General features: G+C 35.1%; 12 protein-coding genes and 2 pseudogenes. 2 read left to right on the top strand and 12 right to left on the bottom strand.

Features of this window, described 5'->3' with window-relative positions; all coding sequences use genetic code 11:
- Positions 1 to 583: 583 nt before the first annotated feature.
- Positions 584 to 1,105: pseudogene (locus tag AB1279_RS20810) on the top strand (methyl-accepting chemotaxis protein); the annotation flags it as partial.
- A gap of 58 nt (positions 1,106 to 1,163) precedes the next feature.
- Here AB1279_RS20810 and AB1279_RS20815 read toward each other — a convergent pair.
- Both AB1279_RS20815 and AB1279_RS20820 read right to left on the bottom strand, forming a co-directional pair.
- Positions 1,164 to 1,364 carry a hypothetical protein gene (locus AB1279_RS20815; RefSeq protein WP_336483978.1) on the bottom strand — a complete coding sequence of 67 codons (201 nt, stop codon included), beginning with the start codon at positions 1,362 to 1,364 and terminating at the stop codon, positions 1,164 to 1,166.
- 218 nt (positions 1,365 to 1,582) lie between these two features.
- Positions 1,583 to 2,431 (bottom strand): phospholipase C, encoded by an 849-nt coding sequence (locus AB1279_RS20820; RefSeq protein ID WP_429760748.1) that lies wholly within the window; start codon positions 2,429 to 2,431, stop codon positions 1,583 to 1,585.
- A gap of 392 nt (positions 2,432 to 2,823) precedes the next feature.
- Between AB1279_RS20820 and AB1279_RS20825 the strand changes: the two genes are divergently transcribed.
- On the top strand, positions 2,824 to 3,978 hold the full coding sequence (locus AB1279_RS20825) for an MFS transporter (RefSeq protein WP_429760750.1): 1,155 nt from the start codon (positions 2,824 to 2,826) through the stop codon (positions 3,976 to 3,978).
- A 254-nt stretch (positions 3,979 to 4,232) separates the two neighbouring features.
- Here AB1279_RS20825 and fsa read toward each other — a convergent pair whose 3' ends face one another.
- The 10 genes and pseudogenes from fsa to AB1279_RS20875 all read right to left on the bottom strand — a co-directional run bounded on the left by fsa (position 4,233) and on the right by AB1279_RS20875 (position 13,112).
- On the bottom strand, positions 4,233 to 4,880 hold the full coding sequence (gene fsa / locus AB1279_RS20830; protein ID WP_429752214.1) for a fructose-6-phosphate aldolase: 648 nt from the start codon (positions 4,878 to 4,880) through the stop codon (positions 4,233 to 4,235).
- A 273-nt stretch (positions 4,881 to 5,153) separates the two neighbouring features.
- Positions 5,154 to 5,454 (bottom strand): annotated as a pseudogene (rbsC, locus tag AB1279_RS20835) (ribose ABC transporter permease); the annotation flags it as partial.
- Positions 5,455 to 5,526: 72 nt separating this feature from the next.
- On the bottom strand, positions 5,527 to 6,426 hold the full coding sequence (gene rbsK / locus AB1279_RS20840) for a ribokinase (RefSeq protein WP_429760751.1): 900 nt from the start codon (positions 6,424 to 6,426) through the stop codon (positions 5,527 to 5,529).
- Positions 6,427 to 6,439: 13 nt separating this feature from the next.
- Positions 6,440 to 7,411, bottom strand: a complete 972-nt coding sequence (locus AB1279_RS20845) for a LacI family DNA-binding transcriptional regulator (RefSeq protein ID WP_429760752.1) — start codon at positions 7,409 to 7,411, stop codon at positions 6,440 to 6,442.
- 148 nt (positions 7,412 to 7,559) lie between these two features.
- Positions 7,560 to 9,179: an MDR family MFS transporter gene (locus AB1279_RS20850; RefSeq protein ID WP_429760754.1), complete on the bottom strand. Its 1,620-nt coding sequence runs from the start codon at positions 9,177 to 9,179 to the stop codon at positions 7,560 to 7,562.
- Between the two features lie 19 nt (positions 9,180 to 9,198).
- Positions 9,199 to 9,657 carry a MarR family winged helix-turn-helix transcriptional regulator gene (locus AB1279_RS20855; RefSeq protein ID WP_429752224.1) on the bottom strand — a complete coding sequence of 153 codons (459 nt, stop codon included), beginning with the start codon at positions 9,655 to 9,657 and terminating at the stop codon, positions 9,199 to 9,201.
- A gap of 238 nt (positions 9,658 to 9,895) precedes the next feature.
- Positions 9,896 to 10,273, bottom strand: a complete 378-nt coding sequence (locus AB1279_RS20860) for an OsmC family protein (RefSeq protein WP_429760755.1) — start codon at positions 10,271 to 10,273, stop codon at positions 9,896 to 9,898.
- Positions 10,248 to 11,675, bottom strand: coding sequence for an amino acid permease (locus AB1279_RS20865; protein WP_429760757.1), 1,428 nt, complete (start codon positions 11,673 to 11,675; stop codon positions 10,248 to 10,250). Before AB1279_RS20865 ends, AB1279_RS20860 begins: the two co-directional genes overlap by 26 nt.
- Positions 11,676 to 11,810: 135 nt before the next feature.
- Complete coding sequence (locus AB1279_RS20870) at positions 11,811 to 12,455, bottom strand: amino acid ABC transporter permease (protein ID WP_429752229.1); 645 nt, start codon at positions 12,453 to 12,455, stop codon at positions 11,811 to 11,813.
- Positions 12,456 to 13,112, bottom strand: a complete 657-nt coding sequence (locus tag AB1279_RS20875; RefSeq protein WP_429760758.1) for an amino acid ABC transporter permease — start codon at positions 13,110 to 13,112, stop codon at positions 12,456 to 12,458.
- Between the last annotated feature and the right edge of the window lie 49 nt (positions 13,113 to 13,161).

Here is a 13,161-nt window from a genome sequence, read left to right on the forward strand (position 1 = left end):
ATTCTAGCCGCTAGAGTTGGACAACGTTTTTCTCATAATCTTGAGGTGGGAGTCTTACTGCCTACAAGTAGCAAGATAAAATGAAACTTCTATAAGCAAACTCTTACTATCTAGTAACAAAAGAAATAGAAAATCATAGAAGCTTGGGGAGAATATTATGTTTACAAAGACAAAATCACTAGAAAAAGAAATTACTCAATTACAAAATCAAGTACAAGAGTTAGAACAACAATTACATCAAAAAGAGAAAGAACATCAAAATGTTATCACTTCATTACATGAAAATGTATTAACAGTTGTAAGTGAACATGAAGAAATCAATCGACAGCATCATACATTACAAAATTTAATTCAACAATTAAGTGATTGCTTTAACAACGTTACAACGCGTACAAATCATTCCAACACGATCAATAGTGATATGCTGCAAAAAGAACAAGGCCTTATTCAAGCTATTGAAGAAATCGTAACATGTTCCAATGAAGGAAAGGATTCTGTTCACGGATTACTGACTGTTATTAACAAATTAGGTGAGCAATCACAACGTACATCTAGTAGTATGAATCATTTAAGTGAGCGCTCAAAGGAAATTGAACAAATCGTAGAGGTAATTCAAAATATTGCTGCACAAACAAATCTCCTTGCTTTAAATGCGAGTATTGAAGCTGCTCGTGCTGGCGAACATGGAAAAGGATTTGCAGTCGTTGCCAATGAAGTTCGAAAACTTGCAGAAAGCACTGCAGAAAGCACAAAGAACATCGGAGATTTAACAAAGAAAATTCAAGAAGAAATTGAAAAAGCATATGAAAATACAAAAGATAATCTTCATCTCGTTGATGAAGGTGTTGAAGTAAGTGCAGATACAAATGCAAAAATTGAAAAAATATTAATGATGGTTCAAACATTACAAACAGGTGCTACAAGTGTCATTGAATCAATTGAGCAACAAAAGCATTGCAACGAAGACATATTACGTGAATTTACAAAAACACAGCATATGTTCCAAAAATTAAATGACATGATGGTAAAACATATAAATGATACTCAAAAAGTTGATTCAAAATTATCTACAAGTTTAGGAGAAATAACTGTAACGAAAAACTAATAATATAGAACCTACTAAAAAGAGCACTGAAGCAATATAGCTTCAGTGCTTTTCATAATTAATATACTTTCTTTTCTTGGCAATATAAACGAATGACATGTTCATTTTTATGAAATACATCATGTGTTAAACGGATAATAATAAAATTACGTTTTTCTTTTTCTTCGTGAAAAAAAATTTGTTCCCCTTCCTTAAACTGCCACATGCTATCAAACGTTGTTATATGACCCCCATTTACCAAAAACAGCTCATATTTCATAGTTTGTCATCTCTCCCTCAGCCAGAATCCATTGTTAAAATTAATTTAACATTATATTTAAATTATAGGCTATTTAAAGTTAAATTTAAAATTATTTATTTTACTAATTATTAATTAAACAATTATAAGGCATCTCCCTTTAGCTAGAACTGTTTCTAAGTTCATATAAAAAAAGACCAAATACTTAAAGAGTAAGTATTTGGTCTTTCTATAAGTCATTAACGGTTTACATACGTATCAAACCACAAATGAATATAACCAGCTGTAACGCGCTGTGCTTCTATTAAACGCTTTCCTGTCGCCGGTGTCACTTCCGTTCGCCATTTGTCTGCATATTCTTGAGATACAGCTGCTTTTACAAACCAATCTTTTGTCGTATCGTTCACAATACCAGGATAATCTTGTTTAGCTGCTACCGCTGCTCCTTGAATCCAATCTTCTGGATTTGCCCCTTTCCAATTCCAATATCCATTACTATCTGAAACTATATAGTTATTTTTTATTGTATCAACAAAATTTTCGTATTTAGAATGGAAGCCCATTGGATAAGAAAGATTCGTAAAGTTTGCTGCATGCATCGGCTGATTTACATCTCCTAAATAATGAAGAGATAACCCTAGATAGAAAAATGCCTGTTTCATATCTTTATTTTGATATGCCTCTCCAGCAAGTTTAAAGTATTTTGCACCTGTTTCTTTTGCCTGTTTTGCAAGAGGAATATATGATTTTCCAGTATCCGGATCATAAAAGTGAGAAGCATATGTACTATTATCATAATAAGGATTCTCGTAATCAGCAGAATAAATACCATTTTCTAAGTCAGTACGCCACTCATTTAATAAAGTAGTTTCATTCGGCTTCACAGTCGCTGTATTACGAGACATGATATTAATTGCACGATTTACAATCCACAAATGAGTGCTAACTCCCTCATTATGCTTATCCTCAGCTGACCACCTTAAAATCGGTTTAGGACCTTCACTATTATTTGTTTGCGCAAATGCTACACTTTGAACTGGTGCAGCTAATGCAACCATAGCTGCTAATGCTAATACTTTCTTTTTCATACAAAATCCTCCCATTTTATATTTATATATGAAGTAGAACCTCTGATGTTATTTAGTAAATCTATTATAAGGATATCCCATCTTTTGATGATTTCCTATCATTAAAACAAAATATGCAAATGTTCATATCTCAATGAATTAATATATAATTATAATGTTACACTTCAAACTATAATGGAAAAATATTAATCTTATATAAGATAATCGATAAAATAATGTAAATATTACAAAAATTAATTTGTTATGATTTTCCCGAATTTTCGTAAAGAGCTATAAAACACACTACATTTCACTAACCTCTAACAAAGTATACAAATTTCCACACATAACAATTTAATTTCATTGCAGAGAAAAATAGCATTATGCCATAATAGCAAGGAGAGGTGAAAAGTTTGAAATACTTTATTTATTTTATTGTTATCATTGCATTTTTAGATACATTTTCACAATTACCAATTATGAGTACATACGCACAAAGCCTGGGAGGAACACCTCTAATTATTGGCCTTGTCATTGGAATGTACTCATTTGCAAATATGATCGGCAATATCATCGCAGGTGCGTCTGTTGATAAATATGGAGCCAAAAAAGTTCTTTCTATTAGCATGGCAATTACAAGTCTCATAGTCTTATTGTATACGGTTGTCCAAAACGGCGAACAACTTATTATCGTTCGTTTTCTACACGGATTTAGTGACGGCTTCTTAATACCAGCTGCCTTTACTTTCTTATCAAAACAAACAAAAGCAACAAAACAAGGGAAAGCAATGGCTTTATCTGGTGCAGCTGTTGGAACAGCAGCTATCGTCGGTCCAGCTTTCAGTGGGATTATGAAAGCAACCGCGGGCATACATTGGGTCTTTATTACAATTTCTATCTTAATGATACTTGGTACAATTGTCTCGCTCTTCTTGTTGCCAAATCATATAACAAAAACAAATACATTACGGACGCAAATGATGAACAAAGAAGATATGCTTGGATTATTAAAATCTGAACCGTTATTACAAGCATACATCGGTGCCTTTACGTTAATGTTCTCACAAGGAATTGTCACCTATATGTTACCTATGAAAATAGAAGCTTTAGGACTTAAAGCATCCCTAACAGGAATGATGCTTAGTGTCTTTGGAATCACCGCAATTCTTTTCTTCTTACTGCCAACAAACCGTATATACGATTACTTTAACCGTCAAAAAATGATGGTCATTGGTATTACAGTTATGGCATTTGCATTATCCTTACTTGGTATATTTACAACAAAAGGCATGCTCTTTATTGTTATGATCATTTACGGAATTGGATTTGCAATTCTCTTTCCTTCTATTAATGCCTTACTTGTTGAAAATACAACAGAAGATAATCGCGGAAAGGCATTCGGGTTATTCTATGCGTTCTTCTCACTCGGTGTCGTTGGCGGATCATTTACAGTTGGAGCAATTGGCGCATCACCAAGCGTAAGTTTTGTAATTGGAACAGCTTTCTTGCTTACATTCGCTTCGATGATTTATGTAAGAGGAAGATTCAAAAAAACAATGATGGGATAGATCCCATCATTGTTTTTTTATTTTAAAAAGCATGTCGATACAATCCATTTGTAGAAAAGCTGTGCAAATCCCATCCACATTTCGACAATTCCCTGGGAAATATTCATTTCTCCTACAAAATCCGTTAGAAACTCAAACTACCCCCACCTATCTTCTTCGCTTTTCTCTGCCTCTTGAAGTAGGGGGCTTACTGTCCGCAAATAGCAGGATAAAAAAACAGTTCAACTCAAAAGTTGAACCGCTTCATAAAAAAATTATTTTCCTTGTGTTTTTTCCCAATCTGCTAAAAACTTTTCAATTCCTTGATCTGTTAATGGATGTTTCACTAATGACGCAATAACATTTGCTGGAATTGTTGCAATGTGCGCACCATTTAATGCTGCGTCTGTTACGTGTACAGAGTGGCGAACAGATGCTGCAATAATTTCTGTTTTAATGTCATGAATTGCAAAGATATCAGCAATTTGACGAATTAAGTCCATACCGTTATGACCAATATCATCTAGGCGACCTAAAAATGGTGATACATATGTTGCACCAGAACGTGCAGCCATTAATGCTTGTACAGCTGAGAACACTAATGTTACATTTGTACGAATGCCTAAATCAGCAAATGCTTTTACAGCTTTTAAACCTTCTGTTGTCATCGGTACTTTTACAACAACGTTAGGTGCAATTTTTGCTAACTCTTTTCCTTCTTCAATCATTTTATCTGCTTCTAAGCTAATAACTTCTGCACTTACAGGTCCTTCTACAACGCTGCAAATTTCACGAATGCGCTCATGAAAATCTACGCCTTCTTTTGCAACAAGAGATGGATTCGTTGTTACACCTGCTAATACGCCAAGAGCATTTGCCTCTTTAATTTCATCAATGTTTGCTGTATCAATAAAAAATTTCATGTTTTTTTCTTCCTTTCTGAATTCGAGTATATGTTTATTTTTGCTTAATAAGGCCTAATTCAACCAAAATAATTTTTTTACTTTTTTATTTGCTTTTTTCTTTTTCCACACTTACCGCTGACGCAACTGCTTTGGAATCTGTTAAAGTGATACCGGTTACATATACGCTTTTTTGAATGACATTTTCTGCATCATTTTGTACATCAACTACTATTCATTTAACGCCAGTATCTGCTATCACCTCTGCTTCTTCATGCCAACCAATACGTTGTTTTTCTTTAAAATCAAGTATTGTATAGCAACAGCAGTTATCTTCGTTATATCACATACAGAAATATCAAAGCAATAATCAAGATCAGTGATCAGACGTCTGTCCATAAAAACGAGTGTAAAGCCCCTAAAAAACATCATTGTTGATAAAAGCTGCTACTTCCCCTTTCTCAAGGATGACACCGTTTATAATTCCCATTATAAGAACGGCAAGCAATCCCACTCCTATTGCAAAGAATGAATTCATACCAGCAATAAGTGTACGTAATAATGCTAAAATAGAACCTACTAATAAGTCAATACCTCAAAGTTAAAATTACGCTAAAAGTCATAATTTTAAATGTATTTGACAGTTCAATACACGCTAATTAAAACCTCACCATCCTACAATCATCTGCACTTCTCGTACTTTATCTCGTGATGGCATTCCACCTTGAGCTCCTAATTTTGTTACAGAAAGCCCTGCTGCAATGTTTGCAAAATGAATCGCTTTTTGCAATTCTTCTCCTTCTGCAATCGCAACTGCTAATGCACCGTTAAATGTATCTCCAGCTCCTGTCGTATCGACGACTTCTACAGAAATACTTGGTACATGAACAATCTCTTTTCCATTATGGAATCGAACACCGTTTTTACCTTCTGTCATTAACAGTTTATTAGGATATTTTGCAAGCAACGATTCAATTGGTGACGTGAAATCATCTAACACAATTCGACATTCATGTTCATTTGGCGTAATGTACGTTGCCTTTTGCAGGACTTCCTCTGGCAGTATCTGTGCTGGAGCTGGATTTAAAATTACTGGAATTTGATGTTCTTCACAAATTTTTAGTACATACTTTACTGTTTCGAGTGGAATCTCTAGCTGCAAAACAACCATATCCACTTTTGTAAAAAGATCTTTTGCATGACTTATAAGTTGCTCACTTACAAGACGATTTGCACCTTGTACAACAATGATACTATTATCTTCTTCAGCCAATACAATATGGGCAATTCCTGTTGTTTCATGTGTAATCGTTTCCAAAAAATCAATAAAAATGCGTTCATTCTCTAAATTTTTTCGAACAAACTTTCCGTAATTATCATTTCCAATCGCTCCAACCATCGCAACATTCGCGCCTAAACGCGCTGCAGCTACAGCTTGGTTTGCACCCTTTCCACCTGGAACAGTATGAAATGCTTCTCCAATTACTGTTTCACCAGCTTTGGGGCGCTTTTTTGAAATGGCAACTAAATCCACGGAAATACTGCCGATTACCGCAATATTCGCCAATCCTTTTCTCCCCTTACTTCGTTGTATTTCGCTCTATAATTGTAATTGCTAAACGATGATGCTCTTCCTTTAATTGACGTCCTTCTATTTTCTCAATTAATAACTGCGTTGCTATTTTACCCATCTCATAAATAGGCTGTGCAACTGTTGTAATAGCTGGATACATCATTTCAGCTAAAGAAATTCCATCAAATCCGATAATTTGTAATTCATCTGGAATAGATATTCCCTTTTGCAATGCAGCTTTGACTGCACCTAATGCAATCAAATCATTTCCTGCTACAATACCATCAATATGTGGATGTTTCTCAAGCAATTCTGAGGCAACATGTTCACTTTTCGTAGGATGAAATTCACTTTCTGCAATAACGTAAGAAACATTTTGCTTCGTAACAGCATCGATAAATCCTTGAAAACGCTCATTTGCAGTACTGAGATTTCGCGGTCCACGAATATGCGCAATCGCTTGACATCCTTTTGCTAATAAAAGCTCTGTCGCTTGTTTACTTCCAGCATAGTTATCGGCATATACGGTTGGAATACTTTCATGAAACATGCGGTCAATTGCTATAACCGGCACTTGTAAATTCATGTAATTACTACTATTTTGCGGACTTGTTGCGACAATAAAGCCATCGACGTTATTTTGTATAAGCACATCAATGTATTGTTTCTCTTTTTCTAAGCTTTCATCAGAATTACATAGCACAACCGTATATCCTTGTTTATGAGCTACGTCTTCTACTGCCCGAGCTACCTCTGGAAAGAATGGATTTACGATGTTTGGGACAACTAATCCGATTAGACGAGAACTCTTATTATTTAGAGAACGTGCCACCGTACTTGGCCTATAATCTAATAACTCAATTGCTCGCTTTACTTTTTTGAGCGTATCTTCATGCACATAGCCATTCTGATTTAATACTCTAGAAACAGTAGCAACGGATACCTCTGCTAATTTGGCGACGTCTTTTATCGTACTCATTCTTTTCCATCTCCATCCTATGTAACCGTTTACACAAATAATATAACTTATTCAGTAAAATCCGTCAATTGTTTATAAGTAAAAAGACGCGATTAAATCTATGTAAAAATACAAAGAGCATCGCCATTATAGGCGATGCTCTTCCTTATTATGAATAAGATACACTTGCATCTTTCTCTTCTGTTTCATTCTTTTGTTCTTCTGTTCCCTTTTTACGACCAGAAAGCTTAATTTTCTTCAAGAAAAGTGTAAAGAAGGCACCGACTATAATGAACACTAATCCAGTCATAAATACATGATGAAGAGAATCTAATAATGATGTCTTCAATACAGGTACAATGCTGTTTGCAATTGCTTCTGGCATTTGCTTCAATGCTTCTGGACTAAATAGCATTGAGTACAGCCCTTGTGGATTTGTATGAATCATATCTTTAAACTTCGTCACCATTTCTCCTGCTTGTGGCGGGAATGTATTCAGTACAGGTACTAACTTCTCTGTTAATACTGTACCAGATGTGTTATTCATAATGGAACCTAAAATCGTAATTCCAAATGTACCACCGATTTGACGGAAGAATTGGCTTGATGAAGTTACAACTCCAAGATCTTTTTTCGGGAAGCTTTCTTGTAATGCTAATGTTAAGGTTGGCATTACAAGACCCATTCCTAAACCAATAACCGCCATATACGATGTTGCTACAAGCTTACTTGTATGCATATCCATTGTCGTTAAAAGTCCGAATCCACCGGCCATAATCAGCATACCAGTAATAATTTGCGGCTTTACTCCTACCTTTAATACAAGCTGACCACCAATAATACTTGTAATAATCATCGTGATCATCATTGGCGTCATAATCGTTCCAGATTGAGCAGCACTTACACCGACAATACCTTGCATAAAGAATGGAACAAACGTAATCGCTCCAAACATTCCAACACTCATAAAGAAACCAATTGCATTTAATAGTGTAAATGTACGATTTTTAAAGAAATGGACAGGTAAAATCGGTTCTTTTGCTTTTGTTTCAACAATGACAAAGCTTACAAGACCAATAACTGCAAGCGCAAATAATCCAATGATTTGCCAAGAACCCCAAGCGTAGTCTTTTCCGCCAAATGTTAATGCTAATAATAAGCTCACAACACCGAGAATCATAGTGAAAATACCCGCGATGTCAATTTGAATTGGACCAGTTTGTTTCTTACCTTTTAGGCCCATTGCAATAAAGATTGTAGCTAAAATCCCAACTGGTAAGTTAATGTAGAACACCCATCTCCAGCTCATTGAATCAACAATCCAACCGCCAATTTGTGGACCAACGACAGAAGCAAGACCATAAAGTGCTCCAAAAATCCCTTGCCATTTCGCACGTTCTTTCCCTGTAAACATATCCCCAATGATAATCATAGCCATCGGCATCATAATACCGCCGCCTAGCCCTTGAATACCACGGAAAATAATTAATTCTGTCATGCCATTTGCCATACCGCAAAGTGCAGAACCAACCATGAAGATGATTAATCCTGTCATATATACATTACGGCGACCTAACAAGTCTGCTAATTTACCAGCAATCGGTACAACCGTTGTTGATGTTAACAAATATGCTGTTGTTAACCATGTCATTAAACTTAATCCACCAAGTTCACCGACAATACGCGGCATTGCTGTACCGACAATTGTTCCGTCTAATGCAGCAAATAACATCGCGATAACTAAACCAATTAACAACAATGTTCTATTTTGATTTGCTTGTTGTTCCATGTAATCTCCTCGATTCTCTTTATTTTCTCTCTTTCTTCTCTGATGTTTGGCAAATAATTGCTTCTAGTTTTTCAAACAAACGAAGTAAATCTTCTCTCTCTTGTACTTCTAGTTGTGAAAAATATTTTGCAATATGTTGATTCCTAGCAGTCATTGCCTCTTCTAATACATCTTTCCCCTTCGCAGTTAACTCAATTACGACAACGCGGCGATCATTTTTATCATGATAACGTAAAACCAATTCTTGATCGACTAACCGATCAATCATCACTGTGATTGCACTTGGTTTCACATACATTATTTTTGCTAATTCTGTCGCTCTTGCTGTGCCGTGATGACTTAAAATTTTTAAAATATAAAATTGCGGTGGTGTTAGTCCAGATGATTGCAATTGCTCTAATAACTCCGTTTGCATTTTCTTTGTAATAGAAAATGTAAGAGCTTGAATTTTATCAATATGAGTTATATCATTTTGCATTTGTTCCACCTCTTATTTAAACAATAAAATATTTAACGACTTTAAATATTTAACACTTTTAAATATTAAACCCTCTAATTAATAATGTCAATGATTTCATTTCTTAAAAATTTTCATAATTTTTTTGATGAAAACAATAGCGAAGAGCATGTTTAAATTAAAATATAGGATGATTTCTCCACAACAAAAACTACCATTACTATGTATACAAACCATAGCAATGGTAGTCTTCTCTCTTTTATAAAATCAATTCAATTGTTTCAGTAATTTTAATACTATCCTTCACAGATTGAACAATTGTACAATTCTTCACAGCAAGCTCTAACGCCTTTTCTAACTGCTCTTGTGTGATTCCTTCCGCCTTTATTGTATAGTGCAAATGGATGCTCTCCACTGGTTTTGGCAAAACATCACTTCTTACAATTTCAGTTGCAATTGTAAACTTATTATACGTAATACGTTTTTTTTCTAAAATCGTTCGAAGCACAATTGCACTGCATCCTGCAATCGAAGCAATAAGAAGATTTAATGGCGTATACCCATTTTCTTTTCCGATTTGCAATTCACCATACGGAAGATCAGTTGTTATTTCATTGTGCTTGACTGTCAGTTTCATATGCATTCCCCATCTCTGCTTGCACCTTTTGCTTTCGCTTTTTACTTATATAATAATATACGTAGCAAAAAATGATAAATGGGATGCCACAATATAGTGCCATACGCTGTTCTGGAATAAAAGCTAAACTAATAATAACAATGCTATTTAAAATAAGCGCGGCAATTGGAACAATTGGATATAATGGTGTCTTATATTTTAAATCTTCCAGCTTACCACCATTTTTTAAATGTTGTTGTCTAAATCGAATTTGTGAAAATGCGATAACAACCCAACTCGCTACTGCTGATAAACCTGCAACAGATAGTAAATACATGTATACTGTACTCTCCGCGAATACACTTGTTAATAATGATAGTGCTGCAACAGCTACCGTTATAACTAATGCCGTAACAGGTATACCTCTTTTATTCAACTTCTTAAAGGAAGTTGGTGCCATACCTTCATTTGCTAATGACCATAAAATACGTGTTGCTGCATATAAACCAGAGTTTGCTACAGATAATAAAGCAGTAATAATAACAAAGTTCATAATATCCGCTGCATATGGAATACCGATTTTATCAAATACAACAACAAACGGGCTTTCAATAACTCCTGCTTCTTTCCAATCAATCAGTCCTACTAAAATCGTCATTGTTAAAACGAAGAATAACATAATACGCCATACTGTATTACGAATTGCACGTGGAATAGTTTTTTCTGGTTCCTTACTTTCACCTGCTGCAATTCCAATTAACTCTGTTCCTTGGAAAGAGAAGTTTACAGTAATCATTGTCAATAATACCGCTCCAATTCCGTGTGGAAATAATCCGCCATCTTGTACAAAGTTAGAAAAAAGCGGTGCTGCTTCTTTTCCATCGTATGGTAAAAATCCAAGCAATACGCTTCCACCAAGAAGTATAAATGCAATAATAGTAACTACTTTAATACTTGAAAACCAAAACTCTAATTCTGCATAACTTTTTGCTGATACTGCATTTGAAATAAATAAAAGACTACCGAACACAAGGCACCATACCCAAACATTAACATCCGGAAACCATCTTTTCATCATTAGACCAATTGACGTTAACTCTAAACCAACCGTTACAGCCCAGCCAAGCCAATACAACCAGCCAATCATAAATCCTGTTCCAGGTCCGATAAATTTCGTCGCGTACTTTTGAAACGATCCAGAAACAGGCATTGCAACTGTTAGTTCACCAAGACAAAGCATCGTTAAATACATAATAAAACCGCCGACTAAATAAGAAAGAATTGCTCCCCCTGGTCCTGCTTCATGAATTGTATATCCTGATCCGAGAAAGAAACCTGTTCCGATTACTCCTCCGAGTGCAATCATAAATAAGTGTCTACTTTTCATTGTACGATGTAATTGCTCATTCGTTGTCTGACTCATCTTCTTCCTCCCCTAAACGCTCTTTGTATTTTAAAATTTCTGATAATATAAAATATACAATAAAGCGTTTACAATTTCTATATAAAATTAAAACTTTTCTAAAAAAATAACTCTTGCATAAAAAAAATGCAAGAGTTATCTGCTTTCTAAACGTCTTGAAAAAATCGACAAGCTATAATTTACAATGAAATACATACATGCAACGAGAAGAAACATTGGAATCATATAGTTTACATTTTGACCATTAATAATTTGAGCATTATGCATTAATTCTGGCAATGAAATTACGACCGCCAACGATGTATCTTTTAAAAGAGATATAAATTGACTGACTAGCGGCGGCACCATACGCCGCAGTGCTTGCGGTAAAATAATATGCTGAAGCGTCTGTACATACGATAGTCCAGAGGCACGCGCTGCTTCAATTTGTCCCTTCTCAATTGATAATAAACCACTGCGAATAATTTCTGATATCATCGCTGCTTCAAATATCGTCAAAGCCACAATGGCCGCTGTTGTAATCTCTAATTTCAATCCAGCTTCTGGGAGCGCAAAATATGTAAAGAAAATAATTAATAACAACGGTAAATTACGAATGATTTCAACAATACAGGCAAGTATTGCTGATACAACAGGCATTTTCGTATATCGTAACGTACCAATTACACTACCAATTACAAAACTAAGAAAGATTGCTATAAGAGCAATTTCTAACGTAACAAGTAATCCTTTTAGTAAAAAGATAATATGATCCCCTGTATAAGCACCTCGAAAATCCATTTACACAGCTCCCTTCGCCAAGCGTTTCTCTAAGTATCGAACACCCACGCTAAGCGGAACAGTTAAAAGTAAATAAAACATACCAACAAATATATATACATCAAATGTGACAAATGTTCTTGTAGAGATTAAATCACCTTGGTACATTAAATCCGCCCCAGCGATAATACCTAGTATAGAAGAGTTTTTCACTAAATTTAGAAATTGATTGCCTAGCGGCGGAATCACAATTTTTATCGCTTGCGGCAAAATGATATGATACATCGCTTGCACATACGTTAAGCCAGAAGAACGCGCTGCTTCCATCTGCCCTTTCGGAACTGATAAAATTCCCGCCCGAATTGCCTCTGTAATAAAAGCCGCTGTATATATAGTAAGTGCAGTTGTACCAGCAACAAAGCCACTTAATGTAATGCCAATTACCGGAAAAGCAAAATAAAAAGCAAATGCAATTAAAACTAAAGGGATATTCCGAATAAACTCTACATATGCTGCACCAAGCCAATTTAGAATCCGAATTGGTGCAATTCGCATCACTGCGATTATGATACCAACAATAAAACTACCAATTAACGCAGTAAGACTAGACATCACCGTATATTTGAATCCCTCTAAATACAAATCTAGATTATTTGAGAGAATAGAAAAATTGGGCACAAACTCTCCCCTCTTTCTTCATAACAAGAGGATGATTATTTCTCATCCT

The organism is Bacillus sp. S14(2024) (assembly GCF_050473785.1).
Lineage (GTDB): Bacteria > Bacillota > Bacilli > Bacillales > Bacillaceae_G > Bacillus_A > Bacillus_A yunxiaonensis.